The organism is Paraburkholderia sp. WC7.3g (genome assembly GCF_050436345.1).
GTDB lineage: Bacteria > Pseudomonadota > Gammaproteobacteria > Burkholderiales > Burkholderiaceae > Paraburkholderia > Paraburkholderia podalyriae.
Map to the genome: position 1 here is coordinate 674,613 of NZ_JBNDMA010000002.1, position 24,673 is coordinate 699,285.

General features: G+C 58.1%; 20 protein-coding genes. 15 read left to right on the forward strand and 5 right to left on the reverse strand.

The window, feature by feature from the left end:
• The first annotated feature begins 190 nt into the window (after positions 1-190).
• From OKW43_RS14645 to OKW43_RS14675, 7 genes are all read left to right on the forward strand, one after another.
• Positions 191-433: a hypothetical protein gene (locus OKW43_RS14645; protein ID WP_429448083.1), complete on the forward strand. Its 243-nt coding sequence runs from the start codon at positions 191-193 to the stop codon at positions 431-433.
• A gap of 176 nt (positions 434-609) precedes the next feature.
• Positions 610-942 carry a hypothetical protein gene (locus OKW43_RS14650; RefSeq protein WP_429448085.1) on the forward strand — a complete coding sequence of 111 codons (333 nt, stop codon included), beginning with the start codon at positions 610-612 and terminating at the stop codon, positions 940-942.
• Positions 943-1,067: 125 nt separating this feature from the next.
• Positions 1,068-1,538: a DUF29 family protein gene (locus tag OKW43_RS14655; protein WP_429448087.1), complete on the forward strand. Its 471-nt coding sequence runs from the start codon at positions 1,068-1,070 to the stop codon at positions 1,536-1,538.
• A 518-nt stretch (positions 1,539-2,056) separates the two neighbouring features.
• Positions 2,057-2,674 carry a hypothetical protein gene (locus OKW43_RS14660; RefSeq protein ID WP_429448089.1) on the forward strand — a complete coding sequence of 206 codons (618 nt, stop codon included), beginning with the start codon at positions 2,057-2,059 and terminating at the stop codon, positions 2,672-2,674.
• Between the two features lie 540 nt (positions 2,675-3,214).
• Positions 3,215-3,577 (forward strand): hypothetical protein, encoded by a 363-nt coding sequence (locus OKW43_RS14665; protein ID WP_429448091.1) that lies wholly within the window; start codon positions 3,215-3,217, stop codon positions 3,575-3,577.
• 290 nt (positions 3,578-3,867) lie between these two features.
• Positions 3,868-4,749, forward strand: a complete 882-nt coding sequence (locus OKW43_RS14670; protein ID WP_429448093.1) for a hypothetical protein — start codon at positions 3,868-3,870, stop codon at positions 4,747-4,749.
• A 319-nt stretch (positions 4,750-5,068) separates the two neighbouring features.
• A complete protein-coding gene (locus OKW43_RS14675) occupies positions 5,069-6,088 on the forward strand; it encodes a hypothetical protein (protein ID WP_429448095.1) in 1,020 nt (339 codons plus the stop codon).
• 167 nt (positions 6,089-6,255) lie between these two features.
• On the opposite strand, the gene OKW43_RS14680 is transcribed toward OKW43_RS14675, so the two are convergent.
• From OKW43_RS14680 to OKW43_RS14695, 4 genes are all read right to left on the reverse strand, one after another.
• On the reverse strand, positions 6,256-9,255 hold the full coding sequence (locus OKW43_RS14680) for a type I restriction endonuclease subunit R (RefSeq protein ID WP_429448097.1): 3,000 nt from the start codon (positions 9,253-9,255) through the stop codon (positions 6,256-6,258).
• Positions 9,239-10,642, reverse strand: coding sequence for a restriction endonuclease subunit S (locus OKW43_RS14685; RefSeq protein WP_429448099.1), 1,404 nt, complete (start codon positions 10,640-10,642; stop codon positions 9,239-9,241). The genes OKW43_RS14680 and OKW43_RS14685 overlap by 17 nt, the downstream gene beginning before the upstream one ends.
• Positions 10,642-13,032, reverse strand: coding sequence for a type I restriction-modification system subunit M (locus OKW43_RS14690; RefSeq protein WP_429448101.1), 2,391 nt, complete (start codon positions 13,030-13,032; stop codon positions 10,642-10,644). The genes OKW43_RS14685 and OKW43_RS14690 overlap by 1 nt, the downstream gene beginning before the upstream one ends.
• 352 nt (positions 13,033-13,384) lie before the next feature.
• Positions 13,385-14,215, reverse strand: coding sequence for a helix-turn-helix transcriptional regulator (locus OKW43_RS14695; protein WP_429448103.1), 831 nt, complete (start codon positions 14,213-14,215; stop codon positions 13,385-13,387).
• A gap of 135 nt (positions 14,216-14,350) precedes the next feature.
• Between OKW43_RS14695 and OKW43_RS14700 the strand changes: the two genes are divergently transcribed.
• On the forward strand, positions 14,351-14,845 hold the full coding sequence (locus tag OKW43_RS14700; protein ID WP_429448105.1) for a CRISPR-associated endonuclease Cas3'': 495 nt from the start codon (positions 14,351-14,353) through the stop codon (positions 14,843-14,845).
• 14 nt (positions 14,846-14,859) lie between these two features.
• On the opposite strand, the gene OKW43_RS14705 is transcribed toward OKW43_RS14700, so the two are convergent.
• Positions 14,860-15,882 carry an IS30 family transposase gene (locus OKW43_RS14705; protein ID WP_429445436.1) on the reverse strand — a complete coding sequence of 341 codons (1,023 nt, stop codon included), beginning with the start codon at positions 15,880-15,882 and terminating at the stop codon, positions 14,860-14,862.
• Between the two features lie 132 nt (positions 15,883-16,014).
• Between OKW43_RS14705 and cas3 the strand changes: the two genes are divergently transcribed.
• The 7 genes from cas3 to OKW43_RS14740 all read left to right on the forward strand — a co-directional run bounded on the left by cas3 (position 16,015) and on the right by OKW43_RS14740 (position 24,664).
• A complete protein-coding gene (gene cas3 / locus OKW43_RS14710; RefSeq protein WP_429448107.1) occupies positions 16,015-17,931 on the forward strand; it encodes a CRISPR-associated helicase Cas3' in 1,917 nt (638 codons plus the stop codon).
• Between the two features lie 25 nt (positions 17,932-17,956).
• Positions 17,957-18,691: a type I-C CRISPR-associated protein Cas5c gene (gene cas5c / locus OKW43_RS14715; RefSeq protein WP_429448109.1), complete on the forward strand. Its 735-nt coding sequence runs from the start codon at positions 17,957-17,959 to the stop codon at positions 18,689-18,691.
• Complete coding sequence (cas8c, locus tag OKW43_RS14720; protein ID WP_429448111.1) at positions 18,688-20,568, forward strand: type I-C CRISPR-associated protein Cas8c/Csd1; 1,881 nt, start codon at positions 18,688-18,690, stop codon at positions 20,566-20,568. Before cas5c ends, cas8c begins: the two co-directional genes overlap by 4 nt.
• A gap of 22 nt (positions 20,569-20,590) precedes the next feature.
• Positions 20,591-20,797 carry a type I CRISPR-associated protein Cas7 gene (locus OKW43_RS14725; RefSeq protein ID WP_429448113.1) on the forward strand — a complete coding sequence of 69 codons (207 nt, stop codon included), beginning with the start codon at positions 20,591-20,593 and terminating at the stop codon, positions 20,795-20,797.
• A complete protein-coding gene (gene cas7c / locus OKW43_RS14730; protein WP_429448115.1) occupies positions 20,797-21,648 on the forward strand; it encodes a type I-C CRISPR-associated protein Cas7/Csd2 in 852 nt (283 codons plus the stop codon). Before OKW43_RS14725 ends, cas7c begins: the two co-directional genes overlap by 1 nt.
• A 1,344-nt stretch (positions 21,649-22,992) precedes the next feature.
• Positions 22,993-23,853 carry a transporter substrate-binding domain-containing protein gene (locus OKW43_RS14735; RefSeq protein ID WP_429451678.1) on the forward strand — a complete coding sequence of 287 codons (861 nt, stop codon included), beginning with the start codon at positions 22,993-22,995 and terminating at the stop codon, positions 23,851-23,853.
• 88 nt (positions 23,854-23,941) lie between these two features.
• On the forward strand, positions 23,942-24,664 hold the full coding sequence (locus tag OKW43_RS14740; RefSeq protein ID WP_429448117.1) for an ABC transporter permease: 723 nt from the start codon (positions 23,942-23,944) through the stop codon (positions 24,662-24,664).
• The last annotated feature ends 9 nt before the right edge of the window (positions 24,665-24,673 follow it).

Sequence of the window (24,673 nt, forward strand, 5' to 3'; positions counted from 1 at the left end):
ATCCATGGAAGCCGCCGGTCAGTCAATAGCGTCTCGCGCGCATCAGTTCGAGCATGGATCTCGGGAGGCTTAGTTCGAACCGTTGCCGAGGGAGCGGCAAGCGCATGGGTGGTTTGCAAATGCTGTACAGACGAAGAGTGGCGGCTCATCGGACGTACTGCGCGATGGCGACGGCAGTGTGGAGGGAAATGTGAACGATAGCGGTGAGACTCGAATTCTGCTCGACGACATCGAGGCCAGTCTGCGCGATATCTTCGCCAGTTTGGACCGGCTGGAGGATGGCGTGGCACGGTTGGAAATGCATTTCGCTCGTTTCGCAGCATTTGACGCTCAATTGACGAAGCTCGCGACGATGGTTTCACAGGAGGCCGCACAAATCGCGACGATGGCGGAGCATCGGCGGCGCTTGCTGGACTCGCGCCGCATGACCTGACTGTGTGCAGACGTGCGGCTAGCGGGCGCAAATCCTGACGCAACGAAGTCGTTGTGTCGAGTGTGACGCATCGCGCTGCGGATTGCGGACTCGCATGGTCACAATCGTGCCGATCCCGTTCGCTTTCGCCGCAGAGGCCTGCATAAGCGTGACGTCATAACGCGGGAGGAGCAGACGTGACGAAGGACGAATTCGACAGCCTCATGGTGAAGGGAGTGATGGAACTGGACACTCCCGTGGCTGCGTTCGAGGGAAGTATGGCGCAAAGCATGGGTGAGCTGAACGCGGCGTTGAGTAGGGTCGAGATGGAAGTTGCGGCGTTCCAGGTGGAGATTGCGCAGATGAATCTGATGGTCGCTCGACGGCAGCGCTTCCTCGCTGACCGCGGTGACGTGCCATCACTCGGTCTTCCGCCTGCGGCACCAGACAGCACGCATAGGCTAGTGCGGGAAGCGGTCTCGGTGGCCCACTTCATGCCGGCGACTGGGGGCGCGAGCGCACGTCCCTGAAGCAGGCGACATCCGAATAGTCTTCGCAAGACGTCAAGTCCGGCAGGTAGCCGGATGAAGGCTGCAAATCAGCGCGGACCCTTGGCGCGCAAGCGGAGAAAGCATAAAAGGAGGACGGCGTAAGCATGACGCGTTACGAAGATGACCGCGCGCAATGGAGCGATGAGCAGATCGCCGCTCTCCAGTCGTGCGACTGGGTCGCTCTGGACGTGCCAATGCTGGTGCGCCTCCTTAACGGACAGACACCCGAACACGTCGAGCGCCACCTGCACAAGCTGCTTGCCGCGCTCCTTAAATGGATGGTCTGCCCCTCGCGCCGCAATGCGGGCTGGAGCGAAATCATCAGGCGGCACCGATATTTCCTGGAGTCGATTTTCGAAGATGACCCACCGATGCGCGAGCACGCTGTCGCCGAGTTGCAGGGCGAATACGAGCTTGCAGTCTACCGGGCTGCGTCAGCAATCGGAGTTGAGCCTGAAGATCTGCCCGCACGTTGCCCGTGGACACTTGATGAGACGATTGATAGTCAATTCATGCCCGGTGAGCCGACAACGCCGGGGGACTATAACCGGACGTACGGCGAAACCGGCCTGTAGCGCCTGGGTTGGATTCCACGGAGCGCAGGCGCCAATAACAGGTCTGGACCTGAACCAATGCGCCGTTTCCCGCTCCTATCGCAGGACGACACCACTCATCGCGGCGAAGAGATACCTTGTTTTAGAGCTGAAACCGCCCGTGCTGCGCTGGTTTTTTGACCCCCGGCACACCCGCTTTTGCTTTTCAAAATGGGTCCCCTTAAGGGCGTGGGATCAGGCAGAGACAGGCGGGCAGACGTTCAAAGGGTGAGCGCGTAGCGTCTTTGACGAGGACGAGCGGTTCGCGGGTCCGTGGCAACTGCGCGTGATGGAACAGCCGCTTCTAGAGGGCATGTCAGTGCGACAATTTTAGAGCACTGCCTGGAACTCGCGAACGAGGTGACCGCTCGCATATGTTTGACGACGAACGTTACGAGTCTGCGCAATAGCGACATGCTCAAACACCTGCTCGTGGCTTCATCGGCGGCCACCGATGTGCTACTTGTGGCGCCTTCCATTGAGATCAGGAGAGCCATCGTATGAGCGACAACGACACGGACCGCGACCACCCTGCACGCACGATCGCCGAGGCGCTCGACTCGCGCGATTGGGATCTAAATGCCGGTGGATTGCACAAATCTTTTCTCGAGCTGGTCGGCGCGGTGATAGCGGTCGCGCGCGAAGTCGCCAACGTCGCGGCCACGGCCAAGCGCGCTAACGACAGGCTCGATTCGATAAACGAGGGGTGCAGGCAACTGATGGATGAGGCGCATGCCGACCAGGCGACAAGAGCGGCCCCAAGTGCAGCTCCCGATGCTCGCCTCGAGGATCCGTCGGCGGCCAACGCACGCCATGACAGGGAGAAGCATGACGACACTGACGCCCGATTGAGCCGCCTGCTCGCCGATATGGAGGAACAATCAACCCAGGAAACGCTCAGGCGTGAGCTGGAGCACGCCCGTCAATATCAGACTCGCGCAAAGCTCGCAGAGCATCGGGTTGACTTTCTGTATCGCGGCCTCGTTGAAATGTGGCGCATGGCGCGTTGCGCCGAGGAGGACGCACAAACACCCGAACAACTGCGCAAGGCACTCGTTTCCATCGAGACACGTTTGCGCGCCATGCTTGAAGCGGCGGGCAAGCTGCCGCCCGAGTAATCCGCGACGTGCGCGTATCGATAAGCCCCAAGGTCGGATCAGTGCGCGGCCGGTTCATGTCATCGCCTGTTCGGACTTGCGCAGTACGGGCCTACAACGAAGACCTATCTCCGAGTGCAGCTCGAGGGTCATGCGGGCGTTTTAACGCCGCTTGAGCAGCCGATACGCCAATAGTAAGTGTTTTTGGTCCAGTGGCACGGGGCGTACCGCGATTCGACTCACTCTATTATTTGACGGCCACTCCAGCGCGGTATCGGCTGCGATGCTTTGCGGCCAGATTGCTCCGGAAGGCCCCGAAGTCATCGCCGATACCATTTCTACCCCGTTATTTATTTGTAAAACTCCGGGCTGATCGGACAGACGATGTCAAATCGTCCGGCTCAGTTCGGCCATAAAGGGACGGTCGACAGCACCGGCAAAATCGTCAACAATCGCTCTTGGATTGAAACGGCTACACGGTCCGATGGAACAAAAAAATCCCCCAAACAAAAATGATGTCGGCGCCCAACTAAAAGCGGCGCGTCGACCAGAGAAAAATCTATGACCACCGTATCGACAAAAGAGCAGCTAGAGAAAGCCAAAGAAAGGAAAGAACCGGAAATCATCATCATCGGCCAGTTGGCTGACAACTTGGCGAAAGCAAAGAAGATCGCTACGCTAAGCGCATGGGCTGTGGCAGGTATCGTCGCGGTAGTCGGCGTCGCAGCCGTCGCTGCGCCGGAAACGGCGGGATTGTCTTTGGCCTTTGCTGCCGCGCCGGTTGCAGCCATAAGTGGGATGGAGGTGGCTGCTATCATTGCAGCGGCATCCATTGGAATTGCGTTGATACTTGCAGTCTACAAAGAATATGACGAGGTGGAGGCCGGAGGCGGCCGACTCGTATTGCGACGCAAATCGAAATAATAATGAGCGTTCAGCCACTGGATGATTGAAATTGATCCAAGACGCAGAACATCCCGGGGAGCGGGCTGACCAATCTGACAACGGCCAGCTCTCGCGACCAACACCGAACAGAGTGGCGGCTTCCGTTAAGGCTCAAAAGTCCGCTTGGGATCGCTTTACGCCAATCGCATTTTGGCACCGAACGGTGTCAGATCGAGGCTAGCGTCGGGTAGGGTTCGGCCATCTATGGGTGTCACAGAGCTAGCTCTTGTCGCAGAGAGATAGAGAACAATTTTACAAAAAGCCACCGTATGTTTGCTCTTGGATTTATTGTCAAACAAATTGACACGCACGTTAAAGGCAGCCTTACGGAATGCGAATTGGATGCGGTCGGGAACCTCATTCAACAAAAGGTCATACTTGACTGTATCGTATTACCAAAAGAGGTGTTCCTCTACTTCGTCCAGCGTAAGGCGATCGTGATACGCGCTATCCGCAAAGATCCCAACTTTGTGGCGTTCGATGACTACTTCAACAGTTTGGTAAAACCCGGCAGGCGAAAGATTGCCGGCGAATACAAAGGTGCACTTGACAGGTATCGCTTAGGGTATGACATACAGATTAGTGTGCTAGCAGTAGATCGGACGTATAGCAAAATCGAGTTATCGACTGCTGGCTGCTTTAACTATCGTCTAGCACCAATGGTGCTGCGAAAGGACGTACTCGAGAACCTAGTCTGGCAGATTAATGCAAAGGTTTCTTTCCCAGACATTTGGTCCGACATTCGACATCGACTAGAACGCATACGACCCAAGCTTAGCCGTTCTACCTTGTTTTCACCTTGGCGCGCGACGACGCTCAACGCGATCCAGCTGATCCTTGAATCCCCTGTGACGGTTCTTTTTTCAAACGCTCTTAAGATGCTGGCGCCGACGATTGAGGGCGTGTTGGGTGCATACATCACCCACAAGGGTGTGAAGGGCATCAAGACGCAAACGCTGAGCACGATTGTTGGCGGATTGGCCAACCACACCGGATCCGAGTTTTCTCCGGAATTCAAGGAATATGTCCGGATCATACTGGAGCCGATTAGGAATATGTTGCTCCACGGGAAGATTCCAAGTGAGTCGGTATGCAACTTCCTTATCGTGATTTGCTGCGACTTGTTCGAGGAGATTCTTGACAGCGAATAGCAGAGGCGTTTGACACTTTTATCCGCTATAAAGACCATACTTAGGCGCTCCCTACTGCATCGACACTAATACAGATGCTGCTTATCTGTGCTGCGGGTGACTTTTACGTAATGCGAAGCGCTGCGTGAACGTCCGTTGCTGAGTGCAATATGTCCGACTTCTTCGGGTCGCGTGCTGCCGATCGCCGACAGGCAGGGACCGGCCAAAAGCTATCATTGGGATTGCAATTCGGACCGTCCGGTCGAGACTTCGCTGGAACTGTTCATCTGTGAGAAAAGGGGCTACGATGCGAAAATCTACTCGTTCCTCGGGTGTCTCAATGTCCACTAAAGAGGACTATCTGGTCAGAATTTTCTTGGGGGACCTCGAAAAAGCGATGTCATCGAGAGCGGTAGATGAGCGTCGCATTTTCACTATTTTTCACAACTATGCTAGACAAACGTACTATTCCAGTTCTCAAATTTGGAAGCGGGATGATGCTGGCCCTGTAGTTCCGCCCCGTTTACTGGCTTATGACAGCATCAACGGTCCGAGTCGGGATGTGAATTACATCCGCCCCAATAAAACAGACGATTATAAAAAAATCTTTAAATGGGCAGCTCTGTATTTGGATGCCGCGACGATCGTGAGCGAAGATGTCGCTTCGCGCTCGAGAGAAGCGATAGAGGGGGATTTGATTTCTACGGCCAGATTGAATTTATCGCTAAAGGAGGACGTTATCGCCTCGGGAATAGCGATTCTTCCTGACCAGCTTGAGGTAATTTGGCCGCATATGGTAAACCAAAACCTTGATGAACTCCGGAAGGAAGTTCTATCCTCCAGATCGATATTAGGACGCAACGCGCCATCCCGCGCTAGCTTCGACATGCATTCTACGAAGTTGCCAAGGTACGAAGATTCAGTGATCCTCGCTCCCATTATTCTCCCTTACTTCGACAACGTCTCGGTTGAAACAATACGAATTATCAAAAAAATGGAGACTGACGCGTTTGATCGGTTTAAATGTGCACTTCAAAAAAATCTCATTAAAATAGGCAAAAATGAAAGCGAGAGCGCAATAAAGGAAATAATAAGTGAAATACAAGAGGATGCTATCAAATTAAAAATCGAAACCATAAAGCTGAATAGGTTAAAGACGCTTCAGTATGCATCATACTGCACTCTCGGCGTCTCGATTGCTGCCACGATCGCACCCGAACTTACTCAATTACATTTTCTGTCGGGAATGTTGGGGACAGCTTCAGTATTTACAGCAATGCAATCACTTGCCAGTGCGAGGAATGCGCTGGATACCATGCGCCAGAGCGCGTACTACATACCGTTCATAGTTAAGAGGTGATTCACAGCACAGTCACGTCACCATGCGGGCGATTGAATGACCGGTCACGAGAATCGTGAACGTCGCTTTGGGGTCAGTTGCCGCCCTTTACCTTGAACACGTTTGGGACTTGATCTGACTGTGACTGTCATATCGAGTCCCGCCTCTTACAATTTGTTCAGCAAACGTTACGCTGGTACGCCAGCCTGCGGCGGTGTCTTGGGAGGCACGGCTCCTGGATGATACGTCGAGTCGAAAACCATATCTGTCAGCCAGCGCTTAAAGCTGGGGTTATCGCTGAACTGCTTGAATAGTTCCGTATGATCAGAGATCAGTTCCAGCACCACGCGATTCAGTGCCTTGTCGTGTTCCAGCTTTGCGTTTTGCTTGTCGGAGTTGGCCTGCGCGTTTTGGTAGGCCTTGTCCTGCGCCACGCGGGCGGGAATGTCCTCGGTGATGACCTTGCGAATCTTGTCGCCGTCCTTCCACTCGATATTGCCGAACATGTCGTTGAAGGCCTTGATGATATTCGACAGCTTGTCGATATCGGGCGTGCCACCACCGCCACCACTACCAGGCGGCGGCGGTTCGATGAAGGCATCCGCATCGTCCATCGACATCTTCAGCGACGCTTGTGCCTCCACCCGATAGCTGTCCATGTCTATGGCTTCCAGCACGCCCATCGAGAGGTCTTCCTCCTTCGGGGCAGGGAGCTTTGGGATCAGGAGGTTCAGGAAGATCGCGAGCTTCTCCCAAGCCGGGTGACCGTAAGTCAGGATTGCCGCGAGGAAGCCATAGCTGCGCACAAATGCCTTGGCTTTGCCCTTGAACTCAACTTGGTCGTCTTCGTTCAAGTCGTCGATGTACTCGGCAACGCAGGCGTCGAGAATGGGGTCGAGCTCGTCCCGGTCTGAGCCGGTTACGTACAGCGCGACCAAGTCCTCGACCTGCTGCCAACTGTACACCTGTTTCGCATCGAGATCGTTCTTCAGATCGTGCAGTTTGTTGGGGTCTGTTTCGCCAGTCTGGATCGTGGCACGGTAGTAGTCTTGGAATGCCGCTTTGACCGCCTCGGCGTTATCAGCAAAGTCGAGCACGAAGGTATCGCGCTTCTGCGGATGGGCGCGGTTCAGCCTTGAGAGCGTTTGCACCGCCAGCACGCCCGCAAGCGGCTTGTCCACGTACATCGAGTGCAGCAGCGGCTCGTCAAAGCCGGTGACGAACTTGTTAGCAACGATCAGGAAGCGATACGGATCTTGCTTGAGCTTGGACGGAATGTCTTTGCTTGGGAATTCATTAAGGTCGGCCTCGGTCATCTCTACTCCGCCAATTTCGAAATCGCCCGAGTACGCAACGATGGCTTTGCACGGGCTCTTGATCGTGGCGAGGTAATCTGACACCTCGCGGTAGTAGTCGATGGCCCTTGCGATCCCGTTGCATACGATCATCGCTCGCGCCTTCCCACCGATCTTCTGCTTGCCAATTACCTGCGCCACGAAGTGATCGACCATAATCTCGGCCTTCTTGCGGATCGCCTTGTCGTGCGATTCGACGTAGTGGCGAATCTTTTTCAGTGCCTTAACCTTTTCAAAGTCGGGATCGTCCTCGACCGTCTTGGCGACGTGGTAAAAGCTGTCCACCGACGTGTAGTTCGCAATCACGTCGAGAATGAAGCCCTCCTGGATCGCCTGCTTGGTGGTATAGGTCAACTCCTCCGGTGAGCGGAAGCATACTTCGCCACCCTCCACGTAGCGCTCGCCGAATAACTCGAGCGTCCGGTTCTTCGGCGTGGCGGTAAAGGCGAAATAGCTGGCGTTCGGCAACATCTTGCGCGACTCAATCAGTTTGTTGACGGCGTCCTCGACGGATTCTTCGTCACCCCCGCCATTACCCGGAGCTCCCGATAGGGCCATGTGCATCTTGGCCGCGGTCTTGCCGCCTTGGCTGGAGTGCGCCTCATCGATCAGCAGCGCGAATTTCTTGCTCCCCAGATCGCCCAGCTCATCGAGGATAAACGGGAACTTTTGCACCGTCGTCACGATAATCTTTTTGCCTTTGCGCAGGAAGGTACGCAGCTCCGCCGCATCCTCGGAGTGGCCGAAGATGGACGCCACATGGTCGTAACTCTTGATAGTGCGGGCAATCTGGGTGTCGAGCGCACGTCGGTCGGTGATAACGATGACCGAATCGAACTGAGTCAGCATCGCATTAGCGACGGTCTTGAGTTCCACTAACTGATGAGCTAGCCACGCAATGGTGTTGCTCTTGCCGCTGCCCGCCGAATGCTGGATCAGGTAGCGCTTGCCGACCCCATCCTCGCGCGAGCGCCGTAGCAAAGCGCGAACGGTACGCAATTGGTGGAAGCGGGGAAACACTTGCTTGCGCCGCTTCTTTCCCTTTTCGTCGTCCTCTTCCACTACTTGAGTAAAGTTCTCGATGATGTTCGCCAGCGAGTCCCTTAGCAACACCTGCTTCCACAGATAGTCGGTCTTCAAGCCGTATGGGTTAGGGGGATTGCCCGCACCGCTGTTCCAGCCTTGGTTGAACGGCAGGAACCAAGAGGTCTTGCCTGTGAGGTGCGGGCAGAACTGGACCTCGGCATCGTCCACCGCCATATGTGCCACGCACCGCCCGGGCTGGAACAGCAACTCGTTCGGATTGCGGTCAGTCTGGTACTGCGTGATGGCGTCGGCCACGGTTTGTTTCGTCAGCGAGTTTTTCAACTCGAACGTCAGCACCGGCAGGCCGTTGATGAAGATCACCATGTCCAATGAACGCTGCGCCTCGTCGTTGCTATAGCGTAGCTGCCGAGTGACGCTGAAAAGGTTTTTGTCGAAGTTTTCGGCCGCGCTGACGTTGCCCGGCGTCGGCAGCAGCTTGTACAGGTCGACGTGCACCGGGCCGTGGCTGACGCCTTTGCGCAGCACATCCACCACACCGCGCTTGGCAATCTCGCCCTGGATGCGATGCAGGAACTGCGTGCGCTTGATGCCCTCGTTTGCCAACTCCAGTTCCGTGATCACTGTGGGCTGGGTGGCTTGCAGAAACGCCAACAACTGCACCACATCCACCGCTACGTCGGGGTTGTAGTCGGTGGCCCGGCCTTGCATGTAGCCCCCGCTGGTGCAGAGATCACGGACGATCAGGGCTTCCAAACCCTTTTCACTAGTGTCAGTCGTCGCCATCATCTTCCTCTCCAACTGTATCGTCTTCTTCGTCGCTGTCCAGTGCCGCCAGGTCTTCCTCGGAAACGACGTCGTCCGGACTCGGCGCCCAGTCGCGTACATCTATCTGGCCAGTGACAACGTCGGCGATCTGCCGGTCGCGGTACTCGCGAATGAGCTTTATCTCATTCATCGCCTGTTCGATGGCTGTGTCCAAAGGGGCGCTCTCGGACTTGATGTGACTCACGATGGCCTGCTGCTCCGTCACGGTGGAAGGCATTGCTACCGGAAATCGACCGAGCACGGTCTCCGCGATAGCCGGGTACGCAATCCCGATGGAATTGGCTGTTACGCGATTAACGAAACTACTGCTCTGAATGACGTAGCCAAGATATTCCGGTTCAACGTTCCTGCCGGGCGTCAGCACTGCAAAGCCGGTCGAAGCGATCAGGTCGTTTGCATCCTCATCGACGTACCAAATCGCCTTCAAATAGGTCCGCACCGTCGAAATGATGGTGTCTCCGCGTTTCAAGATTCGCCGTGCGCGGGATGGCGCACTCGCGAAACGAATCCGATCCAGTTCCTTTACCAGCCGGCCTGTTTTCACAGAACCGATGTCAACGTAACGGAACTCAAACTCCGGGTCGGTTTTTTCTCCGAGGACGCTGCCGTTGAGACCCACCCAGCGTTTGAGAGGCTTGGCGATCCAATGCTCCGGAATCTCGCCTAGCCATTCGATGCCAGATGGCTGGCGCCTGACAGACGGGTCGAGGCCGCGTGTGACGGCGTGATCGATGATGCGCAGCTTCTGCTCGGTGAGCAAGCCGATGAGTTCGCGCTTGGCCTTGATGAACCGGGCGATGTGGACATCCTTCGACCGCAGGTATGCGACGATCTTGTCTTGTTCAGGGCGCGGCGGTTGCAGCAGCGCAATGTCGAGAAACTGATTTGGGTACAGGCGCAAACGCGAGGATCTGATGCCAGTCGAGCGCCCGATGTATTCCGCAACGTAGGCTCGGGTGCGTAGCAGGTAGTCGAGATACGTAGGGTTGAAGCTGTCGGCGCGGCGCGGGCGGTACACGCCGTAGGCCGGACTGACAATGCCAACGTGCCCGCTCGCGCCAAGGGCCGCCATCCACGCCCATAGCGTGTTGATCACGATGTCACCGGGACGGCACAGCTTGGAACCAACATAGCTTGCAGCCTTGAACATCGTGACTTTCTTCTGGCTACGCGGCGTGACGCCCGTCAGATGCGAAACCGACAGCAGTTCTTCACGTCCCGTCTCGGAGCGCTCGTCCACCTCGCGGAAGAAAATCTTGGCGCGCTCCTCGTTCCAATGTTCCGGCACAGGCGGGAGCCAGCGCATTCTCGCTTTGCGGTACCCCGAATAAACGTTCGCGCCGGTCATCATTCCGCTCCCACGATCTTGTGCAGCAGGCCGTCAGTTTGCTTCTCAAGCTTGAGGATGTCCCTCCGAATTTGATCTAGCGTGCGTAGTGGCGCGGGCTTGTAGAAGTAGCGGGCAAAGGAGATTTCGTAGCCGATTTTGTTTGCGTCCGTCGCAATCCATGCATCCCGAGCGTGCGGCGCCACTTCCCGCGCAAAAAACGCTTCGATGCCACCTTGCTCCTTGAGTGGTATCTGCTCGGTATCACGCAGGTCGGTATCAGCCTCGTATTCGACTATGAAGCGATCCTTGCCCACGGCTTCCAGATATGCGCCGTCGTAGCCTGGTTCGAACTGGTCGGCCGCCTTGAGCTTGCTGCGCTTGGCGATAACAGGGGGTGCCTTTTCATCGCGCCAGCTTACCGCCTTGTAGATGGCTCTTTTCTCGGGCGCGCCCAGCTTCTTGCCGTGTGCCTTCATCGCGCTGTCAAAGCGCGTGCGGAACTCGTTGTGGTTGTCGAACACGCCTTCGCCAAGTTCTTGCTCCGCCAGCCTCGCCAGTTCCATTAGGGTCTTGTCGCGCAGCCACGTTGCGGGGTCAAGCAGCTTCTTTCGCCGCTTTTCCGGCACCGCCTTCTTGGCGGTATTCGCATCATCGTCTGCCTCGTCGTCGGGATCCTCGTCGCCATCGTCACCTTTCAGCCACGCTTCGATTTCGCCCCTGATGGCGTTAAATTCCGTGTACAGCTTGTCGCCGTACCTGACGTAAATCTCACTACGCAGCGCCTCATCGCCCGTGGCAAAGCGCAGGCTCTCGATGGCGCTGCGCTTGAGCTGGCTTTTGAGTCGCAGCGGACGTTCGACCGTGATCTTCCAGTAACCGAAGTCGGCGTTGTCGAACCACTTGCACTCGGGCGCAGCCTCCGGAGTCTCCGCATCGGTGAGCGGCTGTTGGAGGTAATGCTTCAGAATGCGTTCAATGTCTGCGTCCCCCAGTTCACAGTTCTTGTTACCGAGGTTGCGCCGCATCGGCAGGAACCACTGCGAAGCGTCGATCAACTGCACCTTACCCCGCCGGTGTTCGGCCTTGCGGTTTGCCAGAACCCAGATGTAGGTGGCGATGCCAGTGTTGTAGAAGATGTTGAGCGGAAGCGCGATGATGGCTTCGAGCCAGTCGTTCTCCAGCACCCATCGGCGGATATTGCTCTCGCCCTGACCCGCATCGCCGGTGAACAGCGCCGAGCCGTTATGCACCAGCGCAATGCGGCTGCCCAGCGCTGTGTTGTGCTTCATCTTCTGCAGCTTGTTCACCAAAAACATCAGCTGCCCGTCACTGGACCGTGTGATTAGCTTGAACTCCGGATCGCCGCCGTGATTGACGATGAAGCGCGAGTCGCTGAACTCCTTCTTGCCGCCCATCCGGTCGAGGTCGGTCTTCCAACTCTTGCCGTACGGGGGATTAGAAATCATGAAATCGAACTCGCGCGACCCGAACTGATCGGCGGACAGCGTCGACTTGTCCGCGCCGCCGACAATGTGCTCTGCCTCATCGCCTTCGCCCTTGAGCAGCAGGTCGGCCTTGCAGATGGCGTAGGTCTCCGGGTTGATCTCCTGCCCGAACAGGTGAATCGAGACTTCCTTGTCGTGGCTCATTGCCAGTTCGTGCAGCGCTTCCTCGGCCACGGTCAACATGCCGCCCGTGCCGCAACTGCCGTCATACAGCAAGTAGGTGCCGGACTGGATTTGGTTTGCCACCGGCAGGAACAGCAATTTGGCCATCAGTTTGACCACATCGCGCGGGGTGAAGTGTTCACCAGCCTCTTCGTTGTTTTCCTCGTTGAAGCGGCGGATCAGTTCCTCGAACACCGTGCCCATGCCGTGGTTGTCCAGCGCGGGCAGCTTGATCCGGCCGTCGGCGTCCTTGACTGGCAGGGGAGAGATGTTGACCTCGGGGTCGAGGAAGTCCTCGATGAGGTAGCCGAGGACGTGCGCATCAACCAGCGTTTGGATTTGTTCGCGGAATTTGAACTTGGTCAGGATTTCCTGGACGTTGGGCGAGAAGCCGTCGAGGTAGTCGATGAAGTCGTCGCGCAGACGCTGGCCGGCACTGCTGGCTTTAAGCTTTTCGAGCGTGAATTCAGAGGTGTTGTAAAACGCCTGCCCGGCAGCCATCCGCAGCGCGCCATCCTGCTCGGCTACATGGTGCGTATCGAGGAACTTCTTGCGCTCCAGTACAGCCTGCTTGGTCGATTCCAGCACGGCGTCGAGCCGCCGCAGGACCGTGAAGGGAAGGATCACGTCACGGTACTTGCCGCGCACGTACACATCGCGCAGACGATCATCAGCGATGTTCCAGATGAAGTCAGCAACCCACTTCAGGTTACTTTGATCTTGTTGTTTTACGGCTTTCATCAAACCTGCCCTTGCATAGCTGTTGTGGTGTCAGGCGCATTAATGACTGATTCGGTTGGCGACGCGGTTGTTCGGTGGTTCATGAAGTGTGTGGGGTTCTGTTCTGTTCCGTACGGTGACAATCGTAGGGCTAATTCCTGCATTTCGCCGTACTCCGGCCCGGGGCATCGAGCCGCGCTGGCTGAGTTGTGAGCGGGGTTGGATTGAATTGCACGCAGCGTTGTCATCTACGACGAAGCGCAGAAGTGCTACCTTAAACTTCTGTTGCTCGTGTCACCATGCTCGGCCGACTCTCGCGACATTATCGTTGCGGCGTTGTGCGGTGCCGTGTTGCTCGCGGACGATGCATTAATCAACGCCGCTTTTTGGGATTCATGTCTTGGCGCCCAACGACAATCTGGTGCGCAACAGGGTTTGGATCCGTTTCCGGGTCAAATTTCGCTTTCACGTAGAACAGCATCGACTCTCGCAACCCGAGTGTCAGCTTCAGCGTCTTTGGGGGAAGATCGTATTCCGCCGCGATGGCAGCACGCTTGTCCGCGTCGAGACCCGGATTCGGCATCACCGTGACTTCAACTGTGGTGTTCCACTCTCGATCGAACGTGGGGTCCTCGCCGCCGGGCTTCCCGTGGCGTGTCGACAGAATGCGGCCTAGCGCGAAATCCCGGAAGTCGCCATGTGTATGACAGAAAGCCCGCACGTGCCACCGTTCACCATCATTAGCAAACGCGTGCGGCGACAGCCATCGCCAAGTTGGCGTTTCACCGGTCATCGACTGATATTTCACCTCGATCTTTTGCCGTTCCCTGACCGCCGTCACCATTGCAAGCAGCACATGGGGGGTGGCTCGCCTTTTCGGCAGTGGCCATGTGGCGACGGGAATCCGGGGCGACGTCATCGGCACAAACTCGTCAAGCGTTGTCGGCTCAATCAATTGCGGCTGGAAACCAGATAGCGGCAGATAACGTTTCCTGGACTTGTTGTAGTCCATGTTGCCGGGGTGGCGTGCCATGTAAAGTCGGAAATCCATTGCTGCCTGGGCGGGATTGATACCAAACGTATTCACGAGATCGGCGCGCCGCAGTTCCCCTTTCCAGAAGAGACAGCGCTCGATGTGTGCGAGACGCTGCAGGATTGTCGGCGGCAATTCGTCAGGATTGGACTTGTGGGGCTTCTGTGCCATGACACTTCGCAATTATCGATGTTGACAGCCTATCATCCAAGAATTAGGCTGTGCAACATGTCGTACAAGGCGATGTATTGCCGTGCGGAATAGCCGTGATTTGCCGCTGTTCTACACAACTGCACAGAGCCAACTATGGATGGACTGGAAAGCCCCGCCTCTAGCGACCCGCACATCGTCGCGCACTACAGGCAGTCAGACCGCCAATGGCAGCCCCTTGCCGATCATCTATGGGCGGTAGCGTTCTGGGGAAAACTTTTTGGCGGTAAGATCGGTATGCCGTTGCTCGGCGAACTGCTCGGCCTGCTCCATGATCTGGGAAAGTACGGTCACGACTTCCAGAATTATCTGAAATCTGCAACCGGGCACCTAAATTCCGACGAGGACGAAACATGGGTCGATGCCGGCAGGCTCAAAGGCAAGATCGACCATTCCACTGCTGGCGCGCAGTTCGTCTGGCAGCATTCAGCCGGTGCGCGTCATGACATTGACGTAAACTGCGCCGCTCAGTTGGCTGCGCTCTGTATTGCATCCCATCACTCCGGGTTAATAGACTGCGTGGCGCCAGACGGTGACGACAACTTCATGCGCCGTATGGGAAAGGATAATGACCGGCGGTTTCAAAGGTGAAGCGCAACAGCGGGTTAATGAACGGAAGCTGAAGTTATGGAAGCGGTTGCGAGCATACGTTCGAACACCTCGAATGGCGAATGAAATGCATGCGTAGCACGCGGTCGGCTGTTGAGGCTGTCGGCGATGGCATCGAGTTCGTCCTGGCTGTAGATCGAGAGGTCGGTGCCTTTTGGCAAGTACTGACGCAGCAGCCCGTTGGTGTTCTCACAGGTGCCGCGTTGCCAGGGGCTGTGCGGATCGCAGAAGTACACGCGCACGCCGGTGGCGGCGCTGAGCTCCTGATGGCGGGTCATTTCCTTGCCCTGGTCGTAAGTGAAGCTCTGGCGCAGGGGCGCAGCGATCGAATTCAGCTTCGCAGTGAAGCCGGCCAGGGCCGAGGCGGCGGTGGCGTCGTCCATCTTCGCCAGCAGCACCAGGCGACTGGTGCGCTCAACCAGCACGCCGACGGAAGACTGGTTGCCGGCACCCTTGATAAAGTCGCCTTCCCAATGGCCTGGCATCACCCGGTCATCGACCTCAGGCGGGCGCACATGGATGCTCACCATGTCGGGGATCTGGCCGCGCCGGTCAGTGCCCCGCTTGCGTGACATACGCGTGCTGTGGCCGTGGCGCAGACAGGCGATAAGCTGGCGGCGCAGCTCGCCGCGTGGCTGGGCATAGATGGCGGTGTAGATGGTCTCGTGCGAGACATGCTGGGTCGGATCGTTGGGCCACATGCGCTTGAGGGTACCTGAGATCTGCTGGGGCGACCACTTCCATTCCAGCAGGGTGAGTACCACGCGCCACGACACGCTTTGAGGGTGCAGCTTGGGACACGGGCGCGCAGCCTCGCGTCGGCTCGTGCTGAGCGCCTGCGCTGGTGCAGACGCATAGCCCACGGCAGAACACGTGTTCCTGGTCAGCTCGCGGCTCACGGTTGACGCCGCGCGCCCGAGTGTTCGGGCGATGACCTGAACGCTCGAACCCTGCTGCTTCATGCTTGCAATCGTCATGCGTTCTTCAGGCTGCAGTTGTTGGTAACTTCTTTTTTGCATTGGCACACCTTACACGAGCAAGGTGTTGCACTTCAAATTTGATCGCGCCACCTTACCCATCTGGACGAAGTATGCAAGGTCGCAGATGCCAATATCCTCTCGCGCGGTCGAGAAGTACTGAATGATCCTCAATTGCTGGCAGACGTCAGGCGCATAAGGGAGCGCATCAAGAGCGCGAATTCCGGTGCCCTGATTCCGCGTTTCCAGCAATTTGGCCTGCTTGTGCGTTTCCTGTTCAGTTGCCTGATTGCAGGCGATCGCATCGACACCGCCGACTTTGAGAAGCCGGCCCGGATGGGATTGCGCCAGCATGTCGAAGATGCCCGGTGGCCGGACCTGATACGGCGGCTGGAGCGTTATCTTTTCGCGCTCGAAGCGCCACAGCCGATCGATGCGTTGCGTCGCGGCATTTCTGACTGGTGTCTGGATGCGGCGACGAGGGATAGGGGCATTTATCCGCTGACCGTCCCGACCGGCGGCGGGAAGACGCTCGCCAGCCTTCGCTTCGCATTGCATCATGCGCAGCATCGCAAGCTCGATCGCATCATCTACGTCATACCCTTTACTTCGATTATCGAGCAGAACGCGGGCATCGTGCGCCAGGTCCTTGAGCCTGTTGACATGCCGCACGATGAAGGTCGTGTCGTCTTGGAGCACCACAGCAATCTCACGCCGGAACGGCAAACCTGGCGAGAGAAGATTCTGAGCGAAGACTGGGATGCGCCGGTCGTATTTACGACGATGGTGCAGTTTCTCGAAACGCTGTTTGGTTCCGGTACGCGCGGCGCACGGCACATGCACCAGCTCGCCAACAGTGTGCTGGTCTTCGATGAAGTCCAGACGCTGCCCGTGCGCTGCGTGCACCTGTTCAACAACGCGATCAATTTCCTGGTCGAGCAATGCAACAGCACCGCGCTGTTGTGTACGGCCACGCAACCATTGTTGGATAAGGTTGAGCCGGAGAAAGGCGCGGTGCGGATTTCGCCAGAGTCGGATCTGATCCCTGACGTTAGAGCCCTGTTCGACGAGCTCAAGCGTGTGGAGGTCGACGACCTGCGCAAACCCGGCGGATGGGGCGACGAGGAAATTGCCCAGCTTGCGTTAGCTGAATTTCGCAACACCGGACGTTGCCTGGTGATCGTGAACACCAAGGTGCACGCGCGAAGCCTGTTTGACCTGCTAAGCGCGGACGTCGGCGAGGACTGTCTTTACCATCTCAGTACCGACATGTGCCCCGCCCATCGCCAGCTGGAGCTTGGCAAGGTGCGCGAACGGCTCGAGTCCACGAAACGGGCACCGGTGCTGTGTATCAGCACGCAGTTGATCGAGGCTGGTGTCGATGTGGATTTTGACGTCGTGATCCGCAGTCTGGCGGGTCTCGACTCAATCGCGCAGGCAGCCGGCCGGTGTAACCGCAATGGCCGTCTTGAAAAAGGACACGTCTATGTCGTTGATCCCGTCAATGAGCGGCTGGCCATGCTACCGGACATCGCGATTGGTCGGGAGCATGCGAAGCGCGTACTGGACGACTATCGCGCCGATCCAGGCCTGTATGACGGCAACATCCTCGGCACGCAGGCCATGCGCGATTACTACCGCTACTACTTTTTCGAGCGTGCCGCGGACATGAGCTACGCCGTGCCGGGTGACACGGTAGGTTACAGAGGCACGCTGCTGGAGTTGCTTTCCACCAATGAGCGCCTGGTCGATGAGTACAAGCGCCGTCAGGGCAAGCCTCCTCCGTATCTTTTCAGGCAGCCGTTCATGACGGCCAGTCAGCAGTTCAGTGCCATCGATGCGCCGACGCAGGGCATTGTGGTGCCTTACGGGAATCAGGGCATGGCGTTGATAAACGACCTGTGCAGCTCGCCCGACCTGTCCAACGCGTCTTCCTTGTTGCGGTCGGCGCAGCGGTACTCCGTGAATGTCTTTCCGTACGTTTTCGAGAAATTGAACCGGCTGGGTGCCTTGCATCTCGTCAGCAAGGATCTGCGCATTTACAGCGTGAATCGTCGCTACTACAGCGAACGCTTCGGGTTGTCCGTCTAAGCCGTCAAGGTAAGGAGGTCCTGGTATGAGATCACAGGCAATTCCGCGCAATACGATTGAGTTCTCGCTACGTGGACGGTATGCGCTGTTCACGGATCCGCTGACGAAGGTGGGCGGCGAGAAATGCTCATACCACGTTCCGACCTACGAAGCGTTGAAGGGGGTGGTCAAGTCGATTTACTGGAAGCCCACCCTGATCTGGTTTATCGACGAGCTTCGAATCATGAAGCGCATCCGCACCCAGACCAAAGGTGTCAAACCGCGGGTATATGGCGGTGGCAACGACCTTGCAATCTACACGTTCCTGGCCGATGTCGAATATCAGGTGCGCGCGCACTTCGAATGGAATCTGCACCGTCCGGAGCTCGCGAAGGATCGAATCGACGGCAAACATCGCGCGATTGCCTTGCGGAGTTTGGAACGAGGTGGCCGCCAGGACATCTTCCTGGGTATTCGTGACTGCCAGGGCTATGTCGAGCCCTGCGTCTTCGGCGAAGGCGACGGTGCGCTTGATCACGATGGCGAGCTGGCGTTCGGCGTGATGTTTCACGGATTCGATTATCCCGATGAAATCGGGGTTCCGGAGTTTCGTGCACGCTTCTGGCGTCCCGTCATGTGCGACGGCCACATCCGGTTCCCGCGCCCGGAAAAATGCGATGAGCCCAAGCTACTGCGCAGCATGACGTGCAAGCCGTTCGGCCTCGGCAGTAACGTGCTCGACGTTGATGTAGAAGCGGCCGCATTGGGAGTGGGGGCATGAGCTGGCTGCAGAAACTCTATGAGACCTGCGAGATCTGTTATGGCCACGAACCGGATGGCTCGGGTCGTATCCTGCCGACCGGGCATACCACGCAGCAGGCCCAGGTGGAGATCGTTCTCGACGGTCGGGGCCGGCTCCGCCGCGCTTCTATGCTGGAGAAGGAGCACGGCACGACGCTCATACCATGCACCGAGGCCTCGGGCGGTCGCTCAGGTAGCAAGCCGGTCAGTCATCCGCTGTGCGACAAGCTGCAATATCTGGCAGCCGATTTTGTTGCCCACGGCGGGGAAGTCACATCGGGGTTCGCCCACGACCCGGGCGAGCCTCACCGCGATTACCTGTCGCAGCTTTCGGCTTGGGCCGCGTCCGCGTACGGGCATCCGAAGCTCGAAGCGATCCTCCGGTACGTCAGGCGTGGCCGCGTCATGGCGGATCTGGTTGAAGCAAAGATTCTTCCTGTCGATCGTGCCGGCCAGCTTGCCAGGCAATGGGCTGGCGACAAGGATCGTGCTCCGCCGATCTTCAAGGCGCTCTCGCCCGGCCGGTTGCCCGCGGATGCGTTCGTCCGCTGGCGAGTGGAGGACAAAAGCGAGGCTTCCGGTACCTGGGAGGACGTCAGTTTGCGGGATGCGTGGATCGAGTATTACGCGACCACGCCGGCGGTACAGGGTTACTGCATGGTAGCGGGGAAGGTCACCCGGCTTGCTGGGCAGCATCCGGCCAAGCTACGCCATGGCACCGACAAGGCCAAGCTGATTTCTACCAACGGCACGTCCGGCTTCACTTTCCGCGGCCGGTTCACCGATGCTGCGCAGGCGGTCGGAGTAGGGTATGAGGTCACCCAGAAGGCTCACAACGCGTTGCGCTGGCTTATTGAACGCCAGGGCTCTCGCCGGGGTAGTCAGACCATCGTGAGCTGGAGTATCGAGGGGATCGATGTTCCCGACCCAATGATGGACACGTTTCAGGGTCTGGCCGTGTCCGTCACGCCGGCGGGAGATCCCAGTGCCGGCGAGATTTTCGCGAAGCGACTCCGGCTGGCGATCAACGGATACCGTGCGCGCCTTGACGGCTCGGAGGGGGTGCAGATTTTGGCGCTCGATTCAGCCACGCCGGGCCGGATGTCAATTACGTTCTACCGGGAACTGTCCGGGTCTGAATTTCTGCAGCGTCTGGAGGACTGGCACCAGTCGTTCGCCTGGCCGCAAGACTTCGGAAAGGACCTCAAATTTATCGGCGCCCCGTCGCCCCAGAGTATCGCCGAGGCTGCGTATGGGCAGCGCGTCGACGAGAAACTGGAAGCGCTAACGCGCGAGCGGCTATTGCCCTGCATCGTGGAAGGGGTTCCGGTTCATCGAGATCTCGTCGATGCCACCCGACGCCGGTTTGTTGCAAACCGGGTCGCCATGGTGCCTCGCTGGGAGTGGGAAAAATGCCTTGGAATTGCCTGCTCACTGTTCAAAGGCCTATATCGGGAGAGGGCCTACCAGATGACACTCGAAACTGACCGTACCAGCCGCGACTACCTGTTCGGACGTCTGCTTGCTCTCGCGGAGAACATCGAAGGCTTCGCTTTGCGCGACGCGAGTGAACAGCGCGCGACCAATGCCGCCCGGTTAATGCAGCACTTCGCTGACCGGCCGTACACAACGTGGCGCACGCTGGAGCTGCAGCTGTCGCCCTACAAGATTCGGTTGCGCTCCCGTGCGCCAGGCTTTCTGATTAGTCGGGAACGCCAGCTGGATGCCGTTCTCGCGTCATTCGATCCGGAGCAGTTCTGCAGTAATTCCCCGCTCACTGCGGAATTCCTGCTCGGGTATCACTGTCAGCGAAGTCATCTTTATGCTGGTGTCGAGGAAGACGCGCCCCCGAAGTAACCTTGACCTGAGAGCAAACAAAATGACGAAGTTGAGGAAGATTGACTTCGCTGTCGTCTTCCGCATCATGCACGCCAACCCCAACGGCGATCGGCCACGAACGGATTATTCGGGCGGGGGTGAGATTTCCTACGTTTGCCTCAAGCGCATTTTGCGCGACCGTTGGCAGGAAACCGGCCGGACGATCTTCTCCCCGGCAGACGACCGCAAGCCTGAGAGGCAACCATAATGACCACGTTGAAAAACAAGATTGACTTCGCTGTCGTCTTCCGTGTCAGGAACGCCAACCCCAACGGCGATCCGCTTAATGGCAATCGGCCACGAACGGACTATTCGGGCAATGGTGAGATGACCGACGTTTGCATCAAGCGGAAATTGCGAGATCGTTTGCAGGAAACCGGCCACGCGATCTTCGTCCAGGCAGACGACCGCAAGACCGATGGCGAAGTCAGCCTGCGTAGCCGTTTTGAAACCGCGCTCGGAAAGGGCACGCTCAAGCCAGGTTGCAACAGGGATGAAATCGTCCGGCTGGCCTGCGCACGATGGTTTGACGTACGTGCGTTTGGTCAGATCTTCGCTCGCGGCAAAGAGAACGATGCGGATGGTGTTTCGGTCGGTGTCCGTGGGCCGGTCACCATCCATTCAGCCTTCAGCAAGGAGCCCGTGACGATCACGAGTACCCAGATCACAAAAAGTGTGAGCGGCAGTGGTGATGGAACCAAACGCAGTTCCGATACGATGGGCATGAAGCACCGGGTGGATTTCGGCATCTACGAAACCTACGGCAGCATGAATCCGCAACTGGCTGAGCGCACCGGCTTCAGTGATGCGGATGCCGCGCTCATCAAGGCGCAGCTTTCCCGGCTGTTCGAAAATGATGCCGCTTCGGGGCGGCCAGAGGGGAGTATGCATGTGCTCAAGGTCGTATGGTGGAAGCACAGGTCGAAGCTGGGCCAATACTCGTCAGTCAAGGTTCACGACACCTTGCGTAGTCTGCTGCAGCCCGACGGATGTTTTGACGAGAAGGCGCTGTGTAAGGCGCTGCCAGGGCTCAAGCCTGAGATTATCGAGGGGTTTTGAGTACAAGTCGCGCTCCGCCGGAGGCGCGTGGATTGAAACTGCTCGCCACCCGCACCGCCGCCCGAGCCCGTGCCCTACGCGGGCGTGTGGATTGAAACTTGTCGTCGGCCTGGAACAACAGGTTCATGAGGCGTGTCGCGCCCTCCGCGGGCGCGTGGATTGAAGCAACTGCTACCCGGTGGTGAAGAAGAAGCGGTACTAGTTGCGCCCTACGCGGGCGTGTGGATTGAAACATGACGCTGACATCGGAAGGAGGTACGGGCCTTATGTCGCATCCCGCGGGGACGCGTGGATTGAAACCCAATGCTCGACTATATCGACGACGTACGTGAATTGGTCGTGCCCCGTGGCGCATGGATTGAAACATGAACTACCAGCTGCAGACGCTGCAGCAAATCGCGTCGCGCCTTAAGACGGCGCGTGGATTGAAACATCCACACCGACTGCGAATCGGACGTGCGCAACGTTGCGCCCTACGTGGGCGCGTGGATTGAATCACGCGCGAAGGCTATACAGGCGTGGCCGAAGCTGAGTCGCGCCCTATGCGGGCGCGTGGATTGAAACGAGGCCGCAATCGGCTCAACGTCGGGGCACAACCCGTCGCGCCTCACGTGAGGCGCGTGGATTGAAACAGGGCGGGGCGAACCTGATTCATAGTCGACCCGCAGGTCGATCCTCACGGGCGCGTGGATTGAAACCACTGGTGCTTGCACTGGTTAGTGCCGCCAAAAGCAATAGCAACTTGAAGCACGGGGGCAGATGTGCCTACTGGACTGATGACGGTTTAACCGTCCTCGAGACTCTGGGCCAACCTCGCGGCAGGGAGCCGCCGACGCAGATCCACGCGCTACGGCTTTACCGCGCGGAGTCACCTAGCAAATGCAGCCTAGCCGATCGAGGTGGGGGCAACTATGGGGGCAACTTCACCGGCGGAAAACCGTGGAGCTGCGCTGGTTAAGCATCTGTGAGGTTTGTTTGATAGTCCTCCTCGCCGAACAACTCCACAGCTATACCGGCTACATGGCGCGCGTGCGCTTTCGCTTCGTTTCTTTCGTCTGGTAGACGCAACAGCCCTGCACTTTGCGGGGCCTACATCAACCTGTCTAGACATAATGCGCCGTTCGAAGCATCCCGCCTCGCTGACGGAATGCGCACAGTCGTGCGCAACCATCTCCACGAGCCGCGTCGTACAGCCACATCTAGGGGCTTACCCGATAATCGATGCAATTTTTCGCGAATCCGCTTGCGACAGCTTTTTGACTCATGCAGTCTTGTCTATACAAATTGGCGACGGTTAAACATTCGACTCGACGGTTTCCTCAATTAAGGAGTTTCGACGTGAAAATGAAACGCACCACGGCAGCAACAGCATTGATCGGCGCCCTGCTTGGCGCCGCGGCGATTTTCGCGGCACCGGCACCGGCGCAGGCAAGGGACTGGAAGACGGTGACGATCGCGCTCGAAGGCGGCTACGCACCGTGGAACCTGACTTTGCCGGGCGGCAAGCTCGGCGGCTTCGAACCGGAACTGGTCGCCAACCTCTGCGAGCGCATCAAGCTGCAATGCAATCTGGTTGCGCAAGACTGGGACGGCATGATTCCGGGCCTGCAAGCGGGCAAGTTCGACGTGCTGATGGACGCGATCTCGATCACGCCGGAGCGCGAAAAGATCATCGCGTTTTCAAAGCCGTATGCGGCCACGCCGGCCACGTTCGCCGTTTCCGACGCGAAAGTGCTGCCCAAGGCGGCGTCCGGCGCCGCCGTCGTCAGACTCTCGGGCGACCCGAAAGCCGATCAGCCGACTGTCGACGCGTTGCGCAAGCAGTTGAAGGGCAAGACCATCGGCATCCAGTCGGGCACCGTCTATACGAAGTTCATCAACGACGGCTTCAAGGACGTTGCCACGATCCGCGTCTACAAGACCTCGCCGGAGCGCGATCTCGATCTGGCGAACGGCCGCATCGACGCTTCGTTCGACGATGTCACGTACTACGCCGCGAACATCGACAAGAAGGAAACCGCGTCGATCGCGATGGCGGGTCCGAAGATCGGCGGCCCGATCTGGGGCCCGGGCGAAGGCCTCGCGTTCCGCAAGCAGGACGCGGACCTGAAGGCCAAGTTCGACGCGGCGATCAGCGCGGCGCTCGCCGACGGCACCGTCAAGAAGCTGTCCGCCAAGTGGTTCAAGACCGACGTGACGCCTTGATTCGCGAGGCGTTGAACGAATGCGGCACGTGCGGGGCGAGTTCGCGCGTGCAGCAGTTTCATCGGCCGTGGTGAATGAGAGGTAAGGAATGGCTCTGATACAGATGCTCGGCTTCGGGCGGGAAGGCTGGGGCGGCGTAGTGCTGCTCGCGGCGTTGATGACCGTCGCGCTCACGCTGGCCGCGCTCGCGCTCGGCGCGGTGTTCGGCGCGCTGGTCGCGGCGGCCAAGCTGTCGCGCCTGCGCACGCTGCGCGTGATCGGCGATATCTATACGACGGTGTTTCGCGGCGTGCCCGAACTGCTCGTCATCTATCTCTTCTACTTCGGCGGCTCGACGCTCGTGACCACGGTCGGCCAGTGGTTCGGCGCCGAGGGTTTCGTCGGCGTGCCGCCATTCGCGATCGGCGCGCTCGCGGTCGGCATGATTTCCGGTGCGTATCAGGCTGAGGTGTATCGCTCGGCGGTGCTCGCGGTGTCGCGCGGGGAACTGGAAGCAGCCCGTTCCATCGGCATGCCGACCTTGACCATGGCGCGTCGCATCCTCATTCCGCAAGTGCTGCGTTTCGCGCTGCCCGGCATCGGCAACGTATGGCAATTGAGCCTGAAGGACTCCGCGCTGATTTCGGTCACGGGTCTCGCCGAACTTTTGCGCACGAGCCAGGTGGCGGCGAGCTCCACGCATCAGTACTTCACGTTCTTCGTGGTCGGCGGCGCGCTGTATCTGCTGATGACCAGCATCTCGAACCGCGTTTTCAACCACGCCGAGGCGCGCGTGGGCAGGTCCTTCAAGCGCAACTTCGCGCGCAACTGACGGCGACGG

Coding starts and splice junctions, on each gene's coding strand:
- OKW43_RS14655 (WP_429448087.1), top strand. CDS start 1,068: ATGACGCGTTACGAAGATGACCGCGCGCAATGGAGCGATGAGCAGATC.
- OKW43_RS14675 (WP_429448095.1), top strand. CDS start 5,069: ATGTCCACTAAAGAGGACTATCTGGTCAGAATTTTCTTGGGGGACCTC.
- OKW43_RS14680 (WP_429448097.1), bottom strand. CDS start 9,255: ATGATGGCGACGACTGACACTAGTGAAAAGGGTTTGGAAGCCCTGATC.
- OKW43_RS14700 (WP_429448105.1), top strand. CDS start 14,351: ATGGATGGACTGGAAAGCCCCGCCTCTAGCGACCCGCACATCGTCGCG.
- OKW43_RS14665 (WP_429448091.1), top strand. CDS start 3,215: ATGACCACCGTATCGACAAAAGAGCAGCTAGAGAAAGCCAAAGAAAGG.
- OKW43_RS14695 (WP_429448103.1), bottom strand. CDS start 14,215: ATGGCACAGAAGCCCCACAAGTCCAATCCTGACGAATTGCCGCCGACA.
- cas8c (WP_429448111.1), top strand. CDS start 18,688: ATGAGCTGGCTGCAGAAACTCTATGAGACCTGCGAGATCTGTTATGGC.
- OKW43_RS14670 (WP_429448093.1), top strand. CDS start 3,868: ATGTTTGCTCTTGGATTTATTGTCAAACAAATTGACACGCACGTTAAA.
- OKW43_RS14660 (WP_429448089.1), top strand. CDS start 2,057: ATGAGCGACAACGACACGGACCGCGACCACCCTGCACGCACGATCGCC.
- OKW43_RS14725 (WP_429448113.1), top strand. CDS start 20,591: ATGACGAAGTTGAGGAAGATTGACTTCGCTGTCGTCTTCCGCATCATG.
- OKW43_RS14735 (WP_429451678.1), top strand. CDS start 22,993: ATGAAACGCACCACGGCAGCAACAGCATTGATCGGCGCCCTGCTTGGC.
- OKW43_RS14705 (WP_429445436.1), bottom strand. CDS start 15,882: ATGCAAAAAAGAAGTTACCAACAACTGCAGCCTGAAGAACGCATGACG.
- cas7c (WP_429448115.1), top strand. CDS start 20,797: ATGACCACGTTGAAAAACAAGATTGACTTCGCTGTCGTCTTCCGTGTC.
- OKW43_RS14740 (WP_429448117.1), top strand. CDS start 23,942: ATGGCTCTGATACAGATGCTCGGCTTCGGGCGGGAAGGCTGGGGCGGC.
- OKW43_RS14690 (WP_429448101.1), bottom strand. CDS start 13,032: ATGAAAGCCGTAAAACAACAAGATCAAAGTAACCTGAAGTGGGTTGCT.
- OKW43_RS14685 (WP_429448099.1), bottom strand. CDS start 10,642: ATGACCGGCGCGAACGTTTATTCGGGGTACCGCAAAGCGAGAATGCGC.
- cas5c (WP_429448109.1), top strand. CDS start 17,957: ATGAGATCACAGGCAATTCCGCGCAATACGATTGAGTTCTCGCTACGT.